Source organism: Noviherbaspirillum aerium, assembly GCF_008929045.1.
GTDB lineage: Bacteria > Pseudomonadota > Gammaproteobacteria > Burkholderiales > Burkholderiaceae_D > Noviherbaspirillum > Noviherbaspirillum aerium.
Genome location: NZ_VFAH01000008.1, coordinates 103,257 through 122,334 on the forward strand (window position 1 = coordinate 103,257; position 19,078 = coordinate 122,334).

21 protein-coding genes are annotated in these 19,078 nt (G+C 59.2%); 2 read left to right on the forward strand and 19 right to left on the reverse strand.

The genetic code is table 11. The features are described 5' to 3' along the window. Positions 1 to 3 precede the first annotated feature (3 nt). Positions 4 to 1,233, forward strand: a complete 1,230-nt coding sequence (flgL, locus tag FH061_RS13610) for a flagellar hook-associated protein FlgL (protein ID WP_151636376.1) — start codon at positions 4 to 6, stop codon at positions 1,231 to 1,233. A 164-nt stretch (positions 1,234 to 1,397) separates the two neighbouring features. Here flgL and fliR read toward each other — a convergent pair whose 3' ends face one another. The 13 genes from fliR to fliF all read right to left on the reverse strand — a co-directional run bounded on the left by fliR (position 1,398) and on the right by fliF (position 12,580). Then, entirely contained in the window at positions 1,398 to 2,192 is a 795-nt protein-coding gene (gene fliR, locus FH061_RS13615) for a flagellar biosynthetic protein FliR (RefSeq protein ID WP_151636377.1), read from the reverse strand. A 45-nt stretch (positions 2,193 to 2,237) separates the two neighbouring features. Continuing rightward, on the reverse strand, positions 2,238 to 2,507 hold the full coding sequence (fliQ, locus tag FH061_RS13620; RefSeq protein ID WP_151636501.1) for a flagellar biosynthesis protein FliQ: 270 nt from the start codon (positions 2,505 to 2,507) through the stop codon (positions 2,238 to 2,240). Between the two features lie 16 nt (positions 2,508 to 2,523). After that, complete coding sequence (gene fliP / locus FH061_RS13625; protein WP_151636502.1) at positions 2,524 to 3,231, reverse strand: flagellar type III secretion system pore protein FliP; 708 nt, start codon at positions 3,229 to 3,231, stop codon at positions 2,524 to 2,526. Between the two features lie 66 nt (positions 3,232 to 3,297). Beyond that, positions 3,298 to 3,774 (reverse strand): flagellar biosynthetic protein FliO, encoded by a 477-nt coding sequence (fliO, locus tag FH061_RS13630; RefSeq protein WP_151636378.1) that lies wholly within the window; start codon positions 3,772 to 3,774, stop codon positions 3,298 to 3,300. A gap of 5 nt (positions 3,775 to 3,779) precedes the next feature. Beyond that, positions 3,780 to 4,196, reverse strand: coding sequence for a flagellar motor switch protein FliN (fliN, locus tag FH061_RS13635; RefSeq protein WP_151636379.1), 417 nt, complete (start codon positions 4,194 to 4,196; stop codon positions 3,780 to 3,782). Further along, a complete protein-coding gene (fliM, locus tag FH061_RS13640; RefSeq protein ID WP_151636380.1) occupies positions 4,189 to 5,190 on the reverse strand; it encodes a flagellar motor switch protein FliM in 1,002 nt (333 codons plus the stop codon). The genes fliN and fliM overlap by 8 nt, the downstream gene beginning before the upstream one ends. A 4-nt stretch (positions 5,191 to 5,194) precedes the next feature. Then, the gene (gene fliL, locus FH061_RS13645; RefSeq protein WP_151636381.1) at positions 5,195 to 5,728 is read right to left on the reverse strand and encodes a flagellar basal body-associated protein FliL; all 534 of its coding nucleotides are present in this window, start codon (positions 5,726 to 5,728) and stop codon (positions 5,195 to 5,197) included. Positions 5,729 to 5,919: 191 nt separating this feature from the next. After that, positions 5,920 to 7,233, reverse strand: coding sequence for a flagellar hook-length control protein FliK (locus FH061_RS13650; protein ID WP_225984656.1), 1,314 nt, complete (start codon positions 7,231 to 7,233; stop codon positions 5,920 to 5,922). Between the two features lie 7 nt (positions 7,234 to 7,240). Beyond that, positions 7,241 to 7,681: a flagellar export protein FliJ gene (gene fliJ / locus FH061_RS13655; protein WP_151636382.1), complete on the reverse strand. Its 441-nt coding sequence runs from the start codon at positions 7,679 to 7,681 to the stop codon at positions 7,241 to 7,243. A gap of 29 nt (positions 7,682 to 7,710) precedes the next feature. Continuing rightward, entirely contained in the window at positions 7,711 to 9,111 is a 1,401-nt protein-coding gene (gene fliI / locus FH061_RS13660; RefSeq protein WP_151636383.1) for a flagellar protein export ATPase FliI, read from the reverse strand. Then, a complete protein-coding gene (gene fliH, locus FH061_RS13665; RefSeq protein ID WP_151636384.1) occupies positions 9,108 to 9,791 on the reverse strand; it encodes a flagellar assembly protein FliH in 684 nt (227 codons plus the stop codon). Before fliH ends, fliI begins: the two co-directional genes overlap by 4 nt. Before the next feature lie 115 nt (positions 9,792 to 9,906). Then, positions 9,907 to 10,902, reverse strand: a complete 996-nt coding sequence (gene fliG / locus FH061_RS13670) for a flagellar motor switch protein FliG (RefSeq protein ID WP_151636385.1) — start codon at positions 10,900 to 10,902, stop codon at positions 9,907 to 9,909. Then, entirely contained in the window at positions 10,895 to 12,580 is a 1,686-nt protein-coding gene (gene fliF, locus FH061_RS13675; protein ID WP_151636386.1) for a flagellar basal-body MS-ring/collar protein FliF, read from the reverse strand. The genes fliG and fliF overlap by 8 nt, the downstream gene beginning before the upstream one ends. A 226-nt stretch (positions 12,581 to 12,806) precedes the next feature. Between fliF and fliE the strand changes: the two genes are divergently transcribed. Then, a complete protein-coding gene (gene fliE / locus FH061_RS13680; RefSeq protein WP_151636387.1) occupies positions 12,807 to 13,160 on the forward strand; it encodes a flagellar hook-basal body complex protein FliE in 354 nt (117 codons plus the stop codon). Between the two features lie 238 nt (positions 13,161 to 13,398). On the opposite strand, the gene FH061_RS13685 is transcribed toward fliE, so the two are convergent. From FH061_RS13685 to fliD, 6 genes are read right to left on the reverse strand one after another with little or no spacing between them, the layout of a single operon-like run. Further along, positions 13,399 to 14,169, reverse strand: a complete 771-nt coding sequence (locus FH061_RS13685) for a flagellar brake protein (RefSeq protein ID WP_151636388.1) — start codon at positions 14,167 to 14,169, stop codon at positions 13,399 to 13,401. A gap of 22 nt (positions 14,170 to 14,191) precedes the next feature. Further along, on the reverse strand, positions 14,192 to 14,491 hold the full coding sequence (locus tag FH061_RS13690) for an EscU/YscU/HrcU family type III secretion system export apparatus switch protein (RefSeq protein WP_151636389.1): 300 nt from the start codon (positions 14,489 to 14,491) through the stop codon (positions 14,192 to 14,194). Continuing rightward, positions 14,478 to 15,638, reverse strand: coding sequence for a flagellar hook-length control protein FliK (fliK, locus tag FH061_RS13695; protein ID WP_192805061.1), 1,161 nt, complete (start codon positions 15,636 to 15,638; stop codon positions 14,478 to 14,480). Before fliK ends, FH061_RS13690 begins: the two co-directional genes overlap by 14 nt. A gap of 5 nt (positions 15,639 to 15,643) precedes the next feature. Continuing rightward, positions 15,644 to 15,982: a flagellar protein FliT gene (locus tag FH061_RS13700; protein ID WP_151636391.1), complete on the reverse strand. Its 339-nt coding sequence runs from the start codon at positions 15,980 to 15,982 to the stop codon at positions 15,644 to 15,646. Between the two features lie 5 nt (positions 15,983 to 15,987). Continuing rightward, positions 15,988 to 16,476, reverse strand: a complete 489-nt coding sequence (fliS, locus tag FH061_RS13705) for a flagellar export chaperone FliS (protein WP_151636392.1) — start codon at positions 16,474 to 16,476, stop codon at positions 15,988 to 15,990. Positions 16,477 to 16,494: 18 nt separating this feature from the next. Beyond that, a complete protein-coding gene (fliD, locus tag FH061_RS13710) occupies positions 16,495 to 19,071 on the reverse strand; it encodes a flagellar filament capping protein FliD (protein WP_151636393.1) in 2,577 nt (858 codons plus the stop codon). Positions 19,072 to 19,078: the final 7 nt, after the last annotated feature.

A 19,078-nucleotide genomic window follows, 5' to 3' on the forward strand; every position in this document is an offset into this window, starting at 1 on the left:
ACCATGCGAATCAGTACAAGTTCTCTCTTTGAATCCGGCCGTGTCCGAATGAGCGAATTGCAATCCGGCTTGTCGAAGACTCAGCAGCAGCTTGCGGCCAACAAGAGGATATTGACCCCGGCGGATGATCCCCTGGCGGCGGCACAGGCACTTGAGGTTACGCAAAGCAAGGAAGTGAATGCCCAATATGCGGTGAATCGTCAAGCGGCGACCAACTCCCTGAGCTTGGAGGAGCACGTTCTTCAAAGCGTCACAACGTTGATCCAGAATGTACAAACCCTCGCTGTCAGCGCGGGAAATCCCGCGCTGAGCGACGTGGAGCGCAAGTTCATGGCAACCGAGCTCAATGGTCGTCTCGAGGAGTTGATTGGCCTGGCCAATACCCGGGATGGAACCGGCAATTTCCTTTTTTCAGGCTACCAGAGCACAACTCAGCCATTTGCACGTACATCTTCCGGTGCAAGCTATGCGGCTGACCAAGGGCAACGCAATCTGCAGGTAGGCCCTGCGCGGCAGATCGCGATAAGTGATTCCGGCGACGCTGTTTTTGAACGGATCAGAACGGGTAACGGAAAATTCGCGACTTCTCCCGGCAGCCCCGCCGGCCCTGACACCAATACCGGTTCAGGCGTGATTTCAAGCGGGGCCATGTTGCCCGGCCCCGGATACGACGGAAGACAGTACGAAATACGATTTGGCGCGGACCCGGCCACATTTCAGATTTTTGATGTGACTGATTCGGCGGCAGGCACGGCCATAGGAGCGGCAGCCAATTACAAGAGTGGCGAATCGATCAATGTTGACGGCAAGCTTCGGGTCGAGATAACAGGTACGCCAGCGACTGGCGATACCTTCTCGATAAAGCCGAGCACGAACCAGAATGTATTTTCAACATTGCAAAACCTTGTTAATGCCCTGGAAACGCCTGCAAGTGGTGCGGCAGGCGGTGCAAGGCTTAGCAATAGCCTGAACTCGGCTCTCAACAATCTGAGCAATGCGCTTGATAATGTCTTGACCGTCAGGGCATCCGTAGGAGCACGCCTGAACGAATTGGAGGCGCTTGATGGTCAAGGTGAGGCGATCGATGTCCAATATGCGGATCGGTTATCGACGCTTCAGGATCTTGATTACACAAAAGCAATCACCGATCTTTCGATGCAAAAGTTCACCCTCGAGGCCGCACAGCAATCCTTTGTAAAAACATCTGGACTGTCGCTGTTCAACTTTATCTAAGCGGATTATTCAAGCGCCGTTGTTATCCCAGCGCTTGTTACGCTTGTTGCTGTAGGCATTCAAGTCAGATCACGCCATCGCCGGGAAAGAGCAATCTGCCAGTACCAGGTCGCCGAGCACTGCAGGCGCCAATCCGGATCGTGCAGCAGCCTGTCAAACACAGCCTAGCGTAGCGTTGCCCGCGTCGGGATAGTGGCCTGTCGCACGAACTCGATGCCTTGATGCAAGAGCCTATCGATCGGGGTAGTCAGATAAGGCAATACAAGGGCAAGCACGATGAAGCCGACAGCCAGGGTGACCGGAAAGCCAATGCCGAACAGGTTCAGCTGGGGCGCGGCCCGCGTTAGTATCCCCAGTGCGATATTAATGAGCAGCAAAGCCGCGACCAAGGGCAAGGCAAGCTGAATGCCCGAGCTGAAAATGACGCCGCCCCAGTTGGCCAATTGCCTGAATAAACTGGTTCCGACAGGAGCGCCCGAGATTGGCATGGTCTGAAAGCTTTCCGCGAGGGTAGAGAGCATCAACAGATGGATATTCGAGGCCAGGAAAATCATCAGCGTCAGCAATGCCAGGAATTGCGCTATCGCTGACGATCGCCCCCGCGTCTGCGGATCGAAAAACGTGGCGAAGCCAAAGCCCATCGTCAAGCCACATATCTCTCCTGCCATTTCGACTGCGGCCAGGACCAGCCGCATTGCAAAACCCATGGCAAGGCCAATGACGGCCTGCTGCATGACAATCAGCAGACCGGAAAGAGACATTGGATCCGTAGCGGGAATGGATGGAACGGTCGGCGCAATGCAGAGCGATAGCATAATGCCGAGTCCAAGCTTGACACGTATCGGAATGGACAGATTGCCGAACACCGGTGCCGCAGCGACCAGTCCTAGTATCCGCGTGAGCGGCCAGAGGAAGGATGCGATCCAGGTATTGAGCTCCGCGCTGGTAACGGCAAGCATGTTAGGGGCAGGAAAATGATGGACAAGTCGTCGGACTGCGCAAGACTATCCGACCATGCCTGGAATGCTGGAAAACATCTGCCGCATGTAATCAAGCATGATCGTCAGCATCCACGGGCCGGCCACCAGCAGCGCAACGAATATTCCAATCAGCTTGGGAATGAACGAGAGCGTAGCTTCATTGATTTGCGTGGCGGCCTGAAAGATGCTGACAATCAAGCCAACGACAAGCGCTACAAGCAGCATCGGGGCAGCCACCATCAAAGTGACTTCCATGGCTTGGCGGCCCATTGTCATGACGCTTTCCGGAGTCATCGCGAATCCTTTAACCTTAGAAGAAACTTTGGGCAAGCGAGCCGATCAGGAGCTGCCAGCCGTCGACCAGTACGAACAGCATCAGCTTGAAGGGCAGCGAAACAATCGCCGGCGACATCATCATCATGCCCATCGACATCAGGATGCTCGCCACCACCATGTCGATGATGAGAAACGGTATGAACACCGCGAAGCTGATCTGGAACGCGGTTTTCAGTTCGCTGGTGATGAATGCCGGTACGAGCACGCGCAGCGGCACGTCTTCCGGGCCGTTGAGCTGAGGCGTATTCGACAGCTTCACATAGAGCGCCAGATCGGACTGGCGGGTCTGCTTCATCATGAAGGTCTTGAGCGGAACCACGCCGCGTTCCAGTGCCTGGTTCATCGTGATCTTGTTTTCCGAAAGCGGCTGATAGGCCTCGGTATAGACGCGGTCGAGCACCGGCCCCATGACGAACAGGGTGAGGAACAGTGCCAGCCCGACCAGCACCTGATTGGGCGGCGCCGTCTGCGTGCCGAGCGCCTGGCGCAGCAGCGACAGCACGATGATGATGCGCGTGAAGCTTGTCATCATCAGCAGTGCCGCCGGCAGCAGCGTCAGCGCGGTCAGCAGGATCAGCGTCTGCAGGCTGAGCGAATAGGTCTGGCCGCCGCCGGGGGCCGGATTGCTGGTGATCGCCGGAAGCCCGGTCTGTGCCTCGGCCAGGATCGGCAGCGCGAGCATGACAAATGGGAGCAGGCGGAAAAGAGTCTTGGAAACAGTGTTCACTTCAGGAAGGCGCGGCGGGCGTTATTTGCCATTGCTGCCATTGCGCTTGTCGATGGTTTGCTTGAGCCAGGCGGCGAAATTCTTGTTGTCGGGCAGGGTTTCCACGGTAGGTGCCGACTCCTGCCGCGGCATGGAGGAAAGCGCACTGATGCGGCCGGGCGCAACGCCCACGACGATCCACTGGTCGGCCACCTCGATGACCAGCACGCGTTCGCGGTTACCGACATTGACTCCACCCACCACGCGCGCGACATTGCTGTTCGCCGTACCCGCCACGCCCATGCGCTTGAGCACCCAGACGCCGCCGACCATCAAGGCCAGAACCACGGCCAGCCCAAACAGTACCTGGAACAGGCTGCCGGCCGATGCGGGAGAGACCGCCGCCGCCGAAGCTGCCGAAGCTGCTGTGACCGATGCCGCAGCGGCAGCAGCCGGGGACTGTTCCGCCGCATGGACCATCGAGCAGGGGAGCAATGCCAATGCCGCATATATTCGCATGACGCTCACCGGTTCAGCTTGCGGATGCGTTCCGAGGGCGTGATGATGTCGGTCAGGCGAATGCCGAACTTGTCGTTCACCACGACCACCTCTCCCTGGGCGATCAGGCAGCCGTTGACGAGCACGTCCATCGGCTCGCCGGCAAGGCCGTCGAGCTCGACGACCGAGCCTTGCGCAAGCTGCAGCAGATTCTTGATGGCGATCTTGGTGCGGCCGAGCTCCACCGTCAACTGCACCGGGATGTCGAGAATGAAATCGATATCGTTGTTGGTGTTCGACTTGCCGGCCGATCCGGAGAATTCCTGGAATACGGTGGCCTGGGCCTGCTTCGCAGCCATCGCCGCCGCTTCCGCCTGTGCCTGTTCGGCGATCGCCGCGCCCCAGTCGTCATCCATGCTCGACTGGTCGTTTTCGTCAGCCATTGTCTTCTCCTTGCATAAATTCGTTCGTGCTGTAGGTCAGCAGCTTTTCCACGCGCAGCGCGTACTGCCCGTTGAATTTTCCGTAACTGCACTCCATCACCGGCACGCCGTCCACCTTGGCCGATACGGTTTCCGGGATGGCGAGCGGGATGACGTCGCCAACCTTCATGTTCAGGATCTCGCCCAACGTCGTGTTGGCCGTTCCCAGATCGGCAACGATCTGCACTTCGGCGGTCTGGATCTGCTGCGTCATCAGGCGCACCCAGCGCTTGTCCATTTCCAGCGTCTCGCCCTGCAGGCTGCTGGTCAGGATGTCGCGGATCGGCTCGATCATCGAGTAGGGCGTGCAGAAATGCATCTCGCCGCTGACCGGACCGAGTTCGACGGTAAATGTCGTCGCTACCACCACTTCATTGGGCGTGGCGATGTTGGCAAACTGGGTATTCATTTCCGAGCGCACGTATTCGAACTCGACCGGATAGACCGGCTCCCACGACTTGGCATACGTCTCGAATACGATGCCGAGAATGCGCTGGATGATGCGCTGTTCGGTTTGGGTGAAGTCACGTCCTTCCACGCGGGTATGGAAACGTCCGTCGCCGCCGAAGAGATTGTCGACCAGCAGAAACACGAGATTGGGATCGAATACCATCAGCGCGGTGCCGCGCAGAGGCTTCATGTGCACCAGATTCAGATTGGTCGGCACCACCAGGTTGCGGATGAATTCGCTGTACTTGTGCACGCGCACCGGGCCGATGGACACTTCGGCGCTGCGATGCAGGAAGTTGAACAGGCCGATGCGCAGCAGGCGGGCGAAACGCTCGTTGATGATTTCCAGCGTCGGCATCCGGCCACGGACGATGCGTTCCTGCGTGGCCAGGTTGTACGGACGTATCCCGGAATCGTCTTCCGGCGCGGCGCTTTCGTCCTGGTCGCCGGTGACGCCCTTGAGCAGGGCATCGACTTCTTCCTGGGAAAGGAAATTATCAGCCATGGTGTTACTGGATGACGAATGACGTGAAGAACACGCCGTGAGCTGACTGCGGCGCCGCGTTCGGAACGAAAGGTTTCGTCACCTCGGCCAGAATGTCGGTCTGCAGCTTCTGCTTGCCTTCCGCAGTGCCGATTTCCGATGCCTTGCGGCTTGCCAGCAGCAGCAGGATTCGGCTGCGCAGCAAGGGCATGTACATTTTCAGATATTCGACCTGCGTCTGGTCGGCGACCTGGAGCGTGAAGGCAACCTGAAGGTACTGCTCGCCATTCTCCGGCTGCAGGTTCACCGTGAACGGTTCCATCTGCAGGAAGACCGGGGGCTTGCTCAAATCAACCTTGGGCGGCGGGGCGGCCGCATGTTCGTCATTGCCGTCCTTCTTTCCCATGAAAAACCAGGCGGCGCCTGCGCCGATGGCGGCGAGCAGCACCGCACCGGCGATGATGATGATCAGTTTCTTCTTCGAACCGTTTGCCGCGGCGCCGGATCCGGCATCGTCTGCGGCTACGGCTTTCGCATTTGCTTTCGAGGCGGTTGCCATGTTTGTTCCTTAGTCCCGTCCGCATCGCGGATCGGTGTTTCCTGCAGAGTTTCCTGACGCATTATCGTCAAGCGGCCGCTTCCGGGATGCGTTGAACAGAGGGGAGAAGTCGACTCAAATCATTCCCGCTTTCCCGTCTGTGCCTCGGCTTTCCTTCGATCGCGGTCCGCCGTCACCGGTGGATTGCCGGTTCAGACAAAGGTATCGACCATGCCGAGCCCGCCAGCCGACGGTGCCACGCGGCCCACCTGGGTATTCCCTGCGACGGGGCCGTCGCCGCCGTGGTGGTCTCCCTGGCTTCCCTGGCGTGACCCGAAAGACTGGCCTTGCTGGCCTTGCTGATTCGGCGATCCGCTATTGACTGTTGCCTGGCCAAGCTGGATGCCGGCTTCGCCGAGCATGTCGCGCAGTTTCGGCATCGCCGCTTCCAGCGCCTGTCGTACTTCAGGCTGTGCCGCGGTAAAGGTGGCGCTTGCCTGTGAATTGTTGACGTTGAGGACAATCTGCAGCGGGCCGAGATCTGGCGGATTCAGGGTCAGGGAAGCGCTCTGCTGTTCCCCGGTTACCATCCAGACCACCTTCTGCCCAAGGGCCTGGTCCCATGCGGAAGACCCGACTGCCGGAGCCAGGCGGTCGGCCGCCTTGGATTCCAGGGCGCGAGCGGCGGCGTGCACCTGCGCCATCTGCGGCATGGCCTGCACCGCCGCCGGAGCCTGCGTGAGCGTGTCCTGCAGTTTGGCCGCAAAATTCGTCGGTGCCGTTTCGTTTTCCGCGCCCGCCATCAGTTCCTGCCCCTTGGGTGCAATCATCGCCAGGTCGCCAGCGGGCGCTCCGTTCCCAGTGGCTTCCACCTGCGGCTTCAGGGTCTGTTGGAACAATATGTCCTTGGCGCCGGCGTGGCGGCCGTCGATATCCGGACCGAGCGTCGTGCCGCCAGATTGCATGCCGGATGCGATGCCGGAGGTGTCGAGCTGTACCGTAGTCTGGTAGGGGCGCAACATGCCTGTGGCAGCCAGAAGCATGGCGGAATCCACCATCGGCTGCGTTTGCTGCGGCAGAGCCTCGGCGGGCGCCGCGGGTATTGCCGGGTTTGCAGCATCGGTGCCGGCCGGCATTTGAAGCAGGTTGGCAACCATGGCCAGCAGATCTTCCGGTGTCTGGTCGGAAGCCGCCTTCGCTTCGGAAGGATCGTCCTTGGCGGGTGCCTTCTCCGATGCGCTCTTTTGCTTGACCGCTGGCCTTGCTTCGCCGGCGGGTGGGCGCGCCGTTGCCGGCTGAGCGGGGGAAGAGGGGGCGGATGCCGTGGAAGACTTCGCCTCCTTGGCGGGCGCGGCAGGCGTATCCTTCGTCGCCGGCACGTTGGCCGGCTGGCGCTCTGCGACTTCCTTCGAGAGCATCTGTCCGAAGGACTGCGTCTGCGACTGGCTATTGGCGTCCGCCTTCTTCGCGGCCGGTGCCGGCGTGGTGAAGAGCGCAGCTGGATTGGTAACCTGGGGCGTTTGCATGTCTGGTCTACCGTTTATAGTTGGCTAGGCGGGTTGCGTATTCGTCCATCAGTTTCTGGTCGCGCTTGTTTTCCTTGCGCTGCTCGACCAATTGCTTGCGTGCGGCCAGCGTGTTGTAGGACATGCGCGTGCGTTCGGAGCTCTGCCATGCGCTGCGTTCCTCGACAATGCGGCGCTTGGCGTTGTTCACGATCTGCTGCTGGCCGGCGATTGCCGTATCCAGCTTTTCCAGGAAAAGCTGGAAATTGCGGTATCCCATGGCGGTCATCCCGTTCGACAGGCCAGTCCTGAGGCGGCTTTCATAGTCTTCGCGGAACTGCATCAGGAGCCCGAGCTTCTGCTCCGTGTCTTCACAGGCGCGCACGGCGATGCCGAGCCGCTTGGCGGCTTCATCGGTTTGCGTGGTTGCCAGTTCGATAAGAGTGTCGAGCGCGGAGATTTTTGCCATGATTCATTATAGTTCTGCGAATCAATATCTCATCCCTCGAAAAGCGTGGCAAGTTGCCCCAAGCTCTCCGCAATGGCGGATTTTTCGGTGATGTCCTGCTGCAGGAATGCTTCGATCTTCGGATGAAGCGCGATGGCCTGGTCCAGCACCGGATCGGAGCCGGCGCTGTAGGCGCCGACGCTGATGAGGTCCCGGTTGCGCAGATAGCGCGAGTACAGTTGCTTGACCCTGCGCATCAGCTTCTGGTGCTGCTCGGAGGTGATGTTGTGCATGGCCCGGCTGATTGACTGTTCGACATCGATCGCCGGATAGTGCCCGGCCTCGGCCAGGCTCCGGTTGAGTACGATATGGCCGTCGAGAATGGCGCGCGCCGAATCGGCGATCGGATCCTGCTGGTCGTCGCCTTCGGTCAGCACGGTATAGAAGGCCGTGATCGAGCCGCCGCCTTCCTTGCCGTTGCCGGCGCGTTCGACAAGCGCCGGGAGCTTGGCGAAGACGGAAGGCGGATAGCCTTTTGTCGCCGGCGGTTCGCCGATGGCCAGTGCGATCTCGCGCTGGGCCATCGCATAACGCGTCAGGGAATCCATGATCAGCAGCACGCTCTTGCCCTGGTCGCGGAAATACTCGGCGACCGTGTGGGTGTAGGCCGCGCCCTGCAGTCGCATCAATGGCGACACGTCGGCGGGTGCGGCGATCACCACCGAGCGGGCGAGACCGACCGTGCCGAGAATCTGTTCGATGAATTCCTTGACCTCGCGTCCCCGTTCGCCGATCAGGCCGACCACGATCACATCGGCGCTGGTGTAGCGCGCCATCATGCCGAGCAGCACGCTCTTGCCGACGCCCGAGCCGGCGAACAGGCCCATCCGCTGCCCGCGTCCGACCGTCAGCATGCTGTTGATTGCGCGCACGCCGGTGTCCAGCACGTCCGTGATCGGTGCACGGAACAGCGGATTGCCGGGGCGGACGTTCAGCGGGGCGGAATGCGCCGCGTGCAGCGGTCCGAGGGAATCCAGCGGCCTTCCTGCGGCGTCGAGCACGCGTCCCAGCAATTCTTCTCCGACCGGCAGGTGCCGGCCGCGGTCGCTGGGGCGACGGCGGGGATGATCGACAGTGCCGGGGCGGGGCAGGGTCTGCACCACTTCAAGCGGGAATACGCGCGAGCCGGGCACGACGCCTTCCACGTCGCTTTGCGGCATCAGGAACAGCTTGTCGTTTTCAAAACCGACCACTTCGGCTTCGATCTTTGCGCCGCTGCCGAGCGGGACCGTGCAGGCGCTGCCGACCGCCAGTTTGAGGCCGACTGCTTCCATGACCAGGCCCGCCACGCGGGTCACCCTACCGGAAACCTGCATCGGCTCCGCGATGCCGACCAGCGACCTGCAATCGCGCAGGTAAGCTTGCCAGCGCTCGGTGTGGCCGCCGTTCATTCCAGCCAGCCGTTGGTCTTGCCGAGCGCATCGGCGATACGCTGCCATCGCATTTCGGCGGTGGCGTCGATCTGGTTGCTGGCAGTCTCGATCCGGCAGCCGCCGCGTTCCAGGTGCGCGTCCTCCGTCACGCGCCAGCCGCTGCGGGCCAGATCTTCGCCGATGTGCCGGGAGACCAGGGCGGCATCCTCCGGATGCAGTGCCAGCAGGGCGGGCTGCTGCACCACGGGCAGGTAGCGGATTGCCTCGTTCACGATCGGCAATACGAGTTCGGGGCGGATCTGCAGGGAGGTCTTGAGCATGGCCTTGGCCAGGTCCAATGCAAGTTCAAGCATGTCGGAGGCAACCGTATCATTCGCGCGCTCCACCGCGCCGCCAAAGGTCTCGGCGATGCGGCGTACCGGCGCCAGTTCGGTTTCGAGCGCCGCGCGCGCGGTCTCCAGCGCTTCGGCATGTCCGGCGGCGAAGCCTTCGGCATGACCCGCCTTGTGACCTGCCGCATGGCCTTCCTCGTAACCCTGGCGCCTCGCTTCCTCGCGCTGCAAGCCAAGCTGTTCGGCAGCCTGCTGTTCCGCCAGCGCCGCCTCCTGCCTGGCGCTGGGGCGGTTGTCGCCCAGCGACGCCAGCTCCCATCGCTGGTAGGCGGACAACTGTTCTTTCGGAATGATGGTGGAGCTCATGAAATATCCTGGTGGTTCATGACCGCATTGCAGTGGAACGCATTGCGGTCAGAGCCGGTCTTGCAATGCTGTCTGCTAGACCGGGCGAATGCGGGCGCGGCTAATATCAGGCGTATCAGATGAACGCATCATCGCCCTTGGCGCCGAGCACAATCTGGCCTTCGTCCGCAAGGCGACGCACGATCTGCAGGATTTCCTTCTGCTGCGCCTCGACTTCGGACAGGCGGACCGGGCCTTTCGACTCCAGGTCTTCCCGCATCATCTCGGCCGCGCGCTGCGACATGTTCTTGAAGATCTTTTCGCGCAGATCCTGAGTGGCTCCCTTGAGCGCCACGATCAGCGATTCGGACTGGACTTCCCGCAGCAACACCTGGATGCCGCGATCATCAATGTCGATGATGTTGTCGAACACGAACATCTCGTCCATGATCTTCTGCGCCATGTCGTTGTCATAATTCTTCAGGTTGTCCATGACCGACTGCTCGATCTCGCCGGACAGGAAGTTGAGAATTTCCGCCGCCGCCCTGACGCCGCCGATCGGCTTCTTCTTCAGGTTCTCGTTGCCGGCCATCAGCTTGGTCAGGACTTCGTTCAGTTCACGCAGGGCGGCTGGCTGCACGCCGTCCAGGGTCGCAATGCGCAGCACCACATCGTTGCGCAGGCGCTCGGTGAAATAGGTCAGCACCTCGCAGGCATGGTAGCGCTCGAGATGCACGAGAATGGTGGCGATGATCTGCGGATGCTCGTTGCGGATCAGGTCGGCAACCGATTGCGAGTCCATCCACTTCAGGCTTTCGATGCCGCTCGCGTCGCGGGTGCCGAGGATGCGGTTGAGCAGGGAAGAGGCCTTGTCTTCCCCCAGGGCCTTCGTCAGCACTGTTCTGATGTATTCATCGGAGTCAACGCCGAACGAAGTGTTCTGTTCGGTCTCCGCCCTGAAGTCTTGCAGCACGGCTTCCAGCTGCTCGCTGCCGATCGACTTCATGGTCGACATGGCGGCACCCAGTTTCTGCACCTCGCGCGGCCCAAGATACTTCATGACCTCCGCCGCTTCTTCCTCACCCAATGCGAGCATGAGGATTGCTCCCTTCATTACGCCGTCTTCACTCATTTCCGCCTACCCATGCCTTCACCACATTCGCCACGATCTTGGGATCGGACTTGGCCAACTGTTTGGCCGCTTCCAGATTGTCATGATAAGTGCGCTGCTTCGTTTCCTGTTCCAGAAGCTGCGTCTCGTCCTTTTCACCGCCCTGATGCTGACCGATCTGGACAATCGCGTCCTCGTCCTCTTCCTCCTTCTTGTCTTCCTTGGGCGGAGCGAAGTGGGAAGTGATCTTCTTGAGCATCGGCCGCAGGAAGGCGAAGAACAGGTAGGCAATGATCAGCGCGCCAAGCAGATACTTGCCGACGACCATGCCAAGCGGGATCGCCTCGGGGCGCTTCCAGAGCGGGACCTCGGGTTCTGCTTCCTTTTCCTCGCTGGCGAAAGGACTGTTGACAACGTTGAGCGAGTCGCCGCGGTCCTTGCTATAGCCCATGGCTTCCTTGACCAGGTCGGTGATCTGGACTTTTTCCGCATCCGTCAGCGGTTTCATGGTGACCTTGCCGTCCTTGCCGACTTCCTTGCGGTAGTTCACGACGACAGCCACGGTCAGCCGCTTGAGTCCGCCCATCGGCTGCTGCACATAACGCACCGTCTTGTCGACTTCATAATTGACGGTCATGTCCTTCTGCGCACTGCCCGGGGCCGCCTGTGCCGCATTCGGCGCGGCGCCCGGCGCGTTCAGCGGTGCGGTCGCCGGAGCTGGCGGCTGATTGGACAAGGCGCCCGGTACGCCGGACGCGTTCGCCGACCCTCCATTCTGCGATTCGCTGCTTTGCTGGCTGCGGATGGCCGCCGAGTTCGGGGTGCCGTTCGGCTTGTAGATTTCCGCAGCCTGCTCGCTGGTGGAGAAATCGACATCGGCGGTCGCCTCGGCCCGCACGTTCGAGGCGCCGAGGATGGGCGTAAGGATGGATTCGATTCGCTTGACGATGCTCTGCTGGACTTCCTGCACATACTTGAGCTGGGTGGCGTCCAGTCCATTGGCGCCCGGTTTCTTTCCAGTGTCAGACAGCAGGTTGCCGTTCTGGTCGACGACGGTGACATTCTTGATCGGCAACTCGGGAACGCTGCTGGCCACCAGGTGAACGATGGCGCTGACCTGGGACTGGTCGAGCGCTCGGCCGGGATGCAGATTCAGCAAGACCGAAGCGGTAGGCTTCTGCTGATCGCGCACGAATACCGACGCTTTCGGCAGGGCGAGATGAACACGCGCCGCCTGGACTGCCGCGAGCGCCTGGATGGAGCGCGCCAGCTCGCCTTCGAGCGCCCGCTGGAAGTTGACTTGCTCGAGAAACTGCGACACGCCCAGCTTCTGGTTTTCCATCAGCTCGAAGCCGACATTGCCGCCCTTGGGCAAGCCCTGCGAAGCAAGTTTGAGTCTGACGTCGTGAACCTGGCTTTCAGGCACCATGATTGCCGTGCCGCCATCGGAATATTTGTAGGGCACGTTCATCTGCTGCAGCGACGCGACGATGGCACCGCCATCGCGGTCGGAGAAATTCGAGAACAGGACGCGGTACTGCGGCTGCTGGCTCCATAGCCAGACGCCTGTCATCACGGCGAGAACGGCCGCCACGCCGACCATCAGCAGGACATTGCGCCCCGCCGGCGATTGGACGAAGCCGGCCACGCCGCCAGGTGCGGCCGGAATAACGGCGGTGGAGTCGCCCGCTACTGCCATGATCCGCCTTTCCGGTTGCTGCTGTTCAGGTAAATGTTATTCATGTTGTGTTTTACGAATTCGGGGTTTTCGCCTTAGTGTGGAATTCTCGTCGCCTTGGCGAAATTTGATCGCAGGAACAGAGTGTGCTTTTGACTGCTAATCACCTGAAAACAGGAGATTTCCACGTGCTACCTTAGCGCTGTGAAAAATGGCATTGCGTTTGGCGATGCCCGGCGAGGAAAGCATGAAGACTGGAATAATCGATACAAGCCGCATCGAAGCGATGATTTCGCAGCTCAGGGCTGCCGCGACGCGTCCGGAGCAGGGTGTCAAGGGCATGGGAGGCGCCGTGCCGGATGGCGAGCCCGCCGCCAGGGTGGACTTTGCCAGCGCGCTGAAGGCATCCCTCGATCAGGTCAACGGTGCCCAGCGCAAGGCGGAAGATTTCAGCAAACGCTTCGTACTGGGCGACGACAGTGTCAACCTGTCGGACGTGATGATCAATTCCCAGAAGGCCAGCATTGCCTTCCAGGCAACCGTCCAGGTCAGGAACAAGCTGGTGTCGGCCTATCACGACATCATGAACATGCAGGTGTGACAAAAAGCCTTTTCCGTGCAGCGGCATCGGGCATCTTCGCGGCGCCGTGCGATGAAGGTGCCTGAGCAGCGGTTCGGGCCGACGCAGTCAAACCCAAACGGGCGCGCATCGACTGCCCTCACACACTTCCCGCTTTGTCTTTTGGCCAGCATGTCGGCAACCAGTCACCGGCATCTCGTCAATTCATGGCAGGGCAGTCGCCGGAGCGCCGGCGTCATCGAAAGCCCTGCTGCCAAGCTCAAGCCAAGCCTGTCGCTCTCGCGTTGCGTTCGCGTTCCAGCTTCGTGATATAGCGCTGCACCGCAGCCTCTGTCGCCGAAGGCGGATTGACGAACATGCAGCCCAGCTTGCGTATCGATTTCCCGGTAGTCAGCGAGAGCTCATGCGAATTCCTGATCTGCAGGTCAACGACCAGGGCGGTGGTGCCAGGGAGGTCGATCCGGCAGCCCTTGTAGACCTTGCCGATGGTGTTGTCGAGAAGCTTCTTCTCGTCGATGACGCCGATGCCGCCGCCGCTGATGTCCTTGACGGTCACGACAGCCGTGGTTGCCGCCTTGCCGGAAGCTTCATCCTCGGGAATGCGCACCGTGCAGCGTAACGGGTTCGCCACCGGAGTCGGCACGCGATAGTGCTCGCGGCGCTGCAGGCGGATGAGAACGGCCGGCACGGGAATGGACAAGGCCGGCATGTCCTCGAAAATGCATTCCGTGACGTCATTGGAAAAGAAGATGATGCGGATATTGTCGAGCAAGGTTTCGAATGAAACATTGTCGCTCTCAAGGATGCGCTGATTGACGAGATTGCTCGGCGCGCGGTCGATCACGACGGTGCCGTCTTCATCATTGACCTCCAGCACCGAGGTGACGACGGCTTCCGCGCCGCCGTTGATCTGCATGCTGACCAGCTGACCGCGCTCCTGCATGGCGCGCATGAGGCTCAGGATCTCGCGCCGGGAATGGATCTGGTACGGACTGACGTCTTCTGTGCCGAACTTCGTGTTGAATGCCATGGAACTCTGCTAATAAGTGAAACTAGGGACGGGGATGCGGTCCTTTGTCTCCAGTATGTGAAATTGCGTCGATATGGTAAAGCCATGCGAGCAATTCCGCCACAACTCTGTAGAGCGCCGGCGGAATATTGCGGTCGAGATCGACCTGCATCAGCAGGGCCACCAGCTCTTTTGATTCATGCACGAATACGCCATGTTCCTTGGCGCGCCGGATGATCTCCTCGGCAATCAGGCCGCGCCCCTTGGCCACGACCTTGGGCGCCGAGTCGCCCGCCTGGTAGGCGAGGGCAACCGCGTTCGGCGGCAGGCTAGGCTTGCTCATCGCGTTTCACCAAAAAGGAGTCGAGAGAGGCGCCGGAGGCTTCGATGCGCTCCGTCAGGCCGGGACCATGCCGGCGCAGGAATTCCACCGTCGCGTCATCGGCTGCCTCTACATGTACCTGCACGCTGTTGCCGACGAGACGGATGCTCGCCGAAACGCCGCCGAGATGAGGCAGTTCGAATCGCACCTTGCTGTTCCAGACCGGTTCCTGGATGCCTGCGGGTGACCGTTCCGGGGCATCTTCGCTGACTTCCCATTCCATCGGCTGGCCCGGCCACAACTCCCCGTGCCAGCGTACCTGCTGGGTTTCCAGGGTATTGAGCTGCAGGCTGATCATGCGCGCGGCTTCCGGATCAAGGGCCGGCGCCATCATGTCGGTGCGTGCCAAGACATCGGCATCGGTGCGCACGGTGGAAGGAACTATCATTTGCACGTCGCGCATCAGAAGGGCAAGTTTTTCGCCCGCGCCTCCGGATTCCCGCATTTGCGCCGCGATCTGAACCGCACTGGTGCTCGATGGCTGCCGGGGCAACTCCGGCTTGTCCTGCGGACGGTTTGTTTGCGATGCTTGCGGTTCGCGCGACAGGTCGGAAAGGCTGCGTGTACCTTTGACCCATTCGTGCAGATGCGATTCGTAAAATAGTCCGCTATGGTCCAGTCCATCCTGCAATGCGTCGGCGAAGCGTTGCGGATCGGAAGATGGCGCGGCAAGCAGCGGTTGCCGTGCTTCTACCGCAGCCGGCTTGCCCTGCTGCTCGGCGGAATGGAGTGCCTGTCCGATCAGGCGGGCGGCACTGCTCAGCGTGGCCGGCGCACTACCGCCTTGCTGGGTCAGAAGAAAAGTCGGGCGCGGCTCCTTTGCAATGAATACCATCGGCAGTACGTCGCCAGTCCTGGTTCCTTGCGGTAGCGCCATGCGGGCAGTGGTGTCCGCGATCTTGACGAGAAAGGTCCCGTCATCGAGCATCCCGTCGACGAGAGCCTGCAGTTCCTTGCCGATCGCGATTTGAGTTAGCCGCCTGAAAACGTCCTGCCGTGCGTCGCCGGAAGGCGCGACGCTGGTTGTCGGAACGACAGGGGAAGGCGACGTGGACGAACTGAGATCGGTCCGCGGCCTGGACGAAGTAAGGTCAGCCCGCGGCAGCATGATGCTTAACTGCTCTGATTGGCACCGTAGGCCTGGACAAGCTTGCGCTCGGTGCCGGTGCTTTTCATCATTGCCGACAGGCGCGCCATCCATGGCTCGGTGATGTCGCGAATCTGGCGGTCATCTTCAAGGATCTTCTTGATGATTCGCGTCTTCTGCTCACGGGCGGTCGGCGTCAGCGGCTCGCGCGGCCGGTCGTTCATCTTGATGATCTCGACCTGGCTCGAGCAGCGCGACTCGAGCTCAGCCAAGTGTTCCCAGTTGCCGGTCTTGGCCGCAGCCAGCATCTGGTCCGTAATATCGGCGACGGTCTCGTACAGGGAAATGATGTCTTGGTTATCCATGTTGATCAGGCTTTCGCTAAACGGGAGGGCGCTTGCGGGGCGAGCGGGTCGTAGGCTTGTGCTTTAGTAGGAACAGCCGTCTGTGGTTGACTACCATTCACTGTCGCAGGATTGATTTCTTCCCATGCACTTTTTAGTCCCTTGAGCAGTTGGTGGACTTCTTCCAATACTTGCACTTGGTTTTTCAGATTGGCAATGAGAAGTCGGCTGCTCATGTATTCGTAGAGTGCGTCAAGGTTCAAGGCAATTTCACCACCGATACTCTTGTCGAGACTTGCACGTAGTCCATTGTCAATAATGGAAATTGCCTTCGAAATCGCCAGACCTTTCTGAGCGACGTCCCCTGCCTGTAAATGTTGAATTGCGGACGCTATTGCTACCATTGCGCCTTCAAAAAGCATTACGACCAGTTTATGTGGGCTAGCTGCGGCCACGCCAGTCTCGATGCCAATATTTGCATAGGCATTTGCGCCTTTGGTGGATGATCCGAACATTTCCTATAGATCCTTTTATTACGACGAAGACAACGAGGAAAGGCTCGCCAACTGCTGTGAGAGATAGCTGCTGGTCTGATTCATGCTCGATAATAACGTGTCGAGTGCAGTGAACTGAGCACGATAGCGTGCCTCGGTAGCTTCAAGGCGTTGACTGAGTGCATTGCGTGCCTTCCCGATGTCTTTAATACTTGTGTTTAAACCTGAGGTGCGGCTGGAAATTAGTCCGTCTGCTCCAACGTATGTGTTCATCAGACCGCCAAGTCGATCAGCGTAGCCGCGCGAAAAGGTGACAGTGCCACGATCGCCACCACTAGTGCCAGCAATAAGTATTTTCAGGCCATCAGCGGACGTTCCAGCAGCACCAGTAAGTTCTTGTCCGGAGCCGGTTGCTGCTGCTCCACCAATAGTTCCAGCTACATCTTTTCCTGTATCGCTCAGGGACGCTGCACCCAATAGTGTGGTGATACTCGTTCCGGCCTCATCGGCAATTTCTACTTTAGAGACGGACCCGTAACGCTTGGATACTATACCTAGATGACCATTTTCATCTACGCTTACGGTCACTCCGACGCCAGTAGAACTGAATGCCGAAGTTCCGTTAATTGCAGACTGAAGCATGGCCGCCAGCCGGGAGCTGGTATAGCTGCCAGCACTTAGCGAGACCGTTGCACTCTTGTCATCCAATGTAAGCTTTATCCGGGTTCCGGAGGCAATCGTAACTGGGGAGGCGTTCAAATCCACCGTACCCGTCACCATTGCTCGCTCTGCCGGCTGTGTGATATTGACAGCGTACTTACCGGCCTTAGTTGCGCTGGTAGAAGTGACAAAGCTCGTCAGGCTATCAGAGGAATTGCCTATTGCCGAGAACAGCGCAGCGATATCACTGAAATTGTTTGTTACTGCCTTTTGCAGCTTTGTTGAATCTACTGCCAGTGTGCCATCCTTTTGGAACGCCACACCAATATCCGAAAGCGTATTTACGGCACTGCCGCTCAGCTCCCCGATCGCGGCGGTCATCATCTGGCGCACGCCCGTCTGTATAGTACGTGCGGTCGAGTCGCCGAGTAAAATGCCACCCTGTTTAGTTTCCGCGTTATATGAGGTAAGGCTTTTTAACGTCTTGTCGATGTCGTTGTATGCCTTGACGAAGGCATTGACAGCGGCATTCACGGAATTGGTGTCGCGCGATACAGTCAGAGAAGTTGAGCCAGTCTTATTCAGGTTCAGTGTTACGCCTTGAATCGCATCGGAAAGTGTCTTGGCTGGACTTGTTATCGATATACCATTCACTGTAAGCGCAGTATTTTTTGCCGCGCTGGTTTCAGTCATCTTTTGCGCCGAGGCAATGCCTGGATCGTAGTTCAGCAATTCCTTGAGCGCGTCGTCTCCATCAACAGAGATCTTCATGCTCGATGTTTCGCCAGTCTTGTTCGATGTTAGTACCAGTCGGTAAGGCTGGGCGCTGCCGTCGGAGACGATGGAAGCAGTTACCCCGATACTAGCCTTATTGATGGCATCCCTGATGCCTTGCAATGACCGGTTGCTATTGTCAATCGTGATGCTGGTTGACGCCTGCAATGCATCCTGTGCAAAAGCGCTGTTGCTATAAATGCCATTGATCGCTGCGGCTCCTGCGGTAAAGCCTGCGAGTGAAGGGTCAGACCCGCCAATAGTCACATTGGCAGGAGTAAGCACCACTGAACTGGTGAAGACTTTGCTGGGGCCGATGCCAACGGTGTCCATGAATCCGCCATTAGCGCCAGCACCCGACTCCTGAATTAGAATATTGCCGCCATCATTTCGTGTAAAACGCAATGTGCCGTCAACTGCGGTTCCAGTGAAACTAATGCCAGCGGACTTAAGACTGCCAGCAATACTTGAATTCGCCAATTGTGTATCGATGGCCGCAGCGTCTGTGCCCGGTACGCCACCACTGATAATGTTGACGCCGCCAACACTGAGTGAATAGTCGTCCGGACCAACAGTGGTAGTGAAAGCTCCCAAGCTGCCTGTGTCGGTGGGTTGGGCTGCAGCGGTGACTCCAGTGGTAGCGCTTGCCAGGTTAATTTGGACGGCTAACGCCTTCGCGCTATTGGTAGAGGCACTGGTGGCGATCGTTGTGCCGTTGATAGTCAACGAACCAGCAGCAATTCCACTAGAGGCGACAGCTGTGCTTAGGCGTGCCCCAGGAAGGCTAATTGTGCCAAACTGAAAAGTAATGGTGCCGGTGCCAACATCGGAGGTTGCACTAGTGCGGCCGCTCGATGTCAGAGTTTGAGCCTGCGCGAGTTGTGTAATATTGAGGTTGTAACTGCCTGGAACAGCTTGACTGTTCGCTGAAACAGAGGCAATCGCAGCATCAGTTGTGGACGCGGAATACGCTTGAAATTTCGAGGGAGTTGCCAGAGCAGCAATTGCGCTTTGAAAGGAGCTAAGGGCTCCTTTCAGACTGCCATATGCAGACAGTTTTGATTGGTAGCTCGCTTCTTTTTTTGCGAGGGAAGTCAGTGGCTGAGACTCGACCTGCATGAGTTGCTGGACGATGCTATTGACATCCAGATTCGAGCCTATGCCTGATGCGGAAAGAGCCACGTATGTC

What these genes read in the sequence shown, in the direction of transcription:
- fliQ (WP_151636501.1), bottom strand. Translation starts at nt 2,507, where the DNA reads ATGACTCCGGAAAGCGTCATGACAATGGGCCGCCAAGCCATGGAAGTC.
- fliJ (WP_151636382.1), bottom strand. Translation starts at nt 7,681, where the DNA reads ATGGCAAAAATCTCCGCGCTCGACACTCTTATCGAACTGGCAACCACG.
- flgL (WP_151636376.1), top strand. Translation starts at nt 4, where the DNA reads ATGCGAATCAGTACAAGTTCTCTCTTTGAATCCGGCCGTGTCCGAATG.
- fliG (WP_151636385.1), bottom strand. Translation starts at nt 10,902, where the DNA reads ATGAGTGAAGACGGCGTAATGAAGGGAGCAATCCTCATGCTCGCATTG.
- fliF (WP_151636386.1), bottom strand. Translation starts at nt 12,580, where the DNA reads ATGGCAGTAGCGGGCGACTCCACCGCCGTTATTCCGGCCGCACCTGGC.
- fliM (WP_151636380.1), bottom strand. Translation starts at nt 5,190, where the DNA reads ATGGCTGATAATTTCCTTTCCCAGGAAGAAGTCGATGCCCTGCTCAAG.
- fliS (WP_151636392.1), bottom strand. Translation starts at nt 16,476, where the DNA reads ATGTTCGGATCATCCACCAAAGGCGCAAATGCCTATGCAAATATTGGC.
- fliI (WP_151636383.1), bottom strand. Translation starts at nt 9,111, where the DNA reads ATGAACGGCGGCCACACCGAGCGCTGGCAAGCTTACCTGCGCGATTGC.
- fliP (WP_151636502.1), bottom strand. Translation starts at nt 3,231, where the DNA reads ATGCTCGCGCTGCCGATCCTGGCCGAGGCACAGACCGGGCTTCCGGCG.
- fliR (WP_151636377.1), bottom strand. Translation starts at nt 2,192, where the DNA reads ATGCTTGCCGTTACCAGCGCGGAGCTCAATACCTGGATCGCATCCTTC.
- fliN (WP_151636379.1), bottom strand. Translation starts at nt 4,196, where the DNA reads ATGGCTGACGAAAACGACCAGTCGAGCATGGATGACGACTGGGGCGCG.
- fliE (WP_151636387.1), top strand. Translation starts at nt 12,807, where the DNA reads ATGAAGACTGGAATAATCGATACAAGCCGCATCGAAGCGATGATTTCG.
- FH061_RS13690 (WP_151636389.1), bottom strand. Translation starts at nt 14,491, where the DNA reads ATGAGCAAGCCTAGCCTGCCGCCGAACGCGGTTGCCCTCGCCTACCAG.
- fliK (WP_192805061.1), bottom strand. Translation starts at nt 15,638, where the DNA reads ATGCTGCCGCGGGCTGACCTTACTTCGTCCAGGCCGCGGACCGATCTC.
- fliL (WP_151636381.1), bottom strand. Translation starts at nt 5,728, where the DNA reads ATGGCAACCGCCTCGAAAGCAAATGCGAAAGCCGTAGCCGCAGACGAT.
- fliO (WP_151636378.1), bottom strand. Translation starts at nt 3,774, where the DNA reads ATGCGAATATATGCGGCATTGGCATTGCTCCCCTGCTCGATGGTCCAT.
- FH061_RS13650 (WP_225984656.1), bottom strand. Translation starts at nt 7,233, where the DNA reads ATGCAAACGCCCCAGGTTACCAATCCAGCTGCGCTCTTCACCACGCCG.
- fliH (WP_151636384.1), bottom strand. Translation starts at nt 9,791, where the DNA reads ATGAGCTCCACCATCATTCCGAAAGAACAGTTGTCCGCCTACCAGCGA.
- FH061_RS13685 (WP_151636388.1), bottom strand. Translation starts at nt 14,169, where the DNA reads ATGGCATTCAACACGAAGTTCGGCACAGAAGACGTCAGTCCGTACCAG.
- FH061_RS13700 (WP_151636391.1), bottom strand. Translation starts at nt 15,982, where the DNA reads ATGGATAACCAAGACATCATTTCCCTGTACGAGACCGTCGCCGATATT.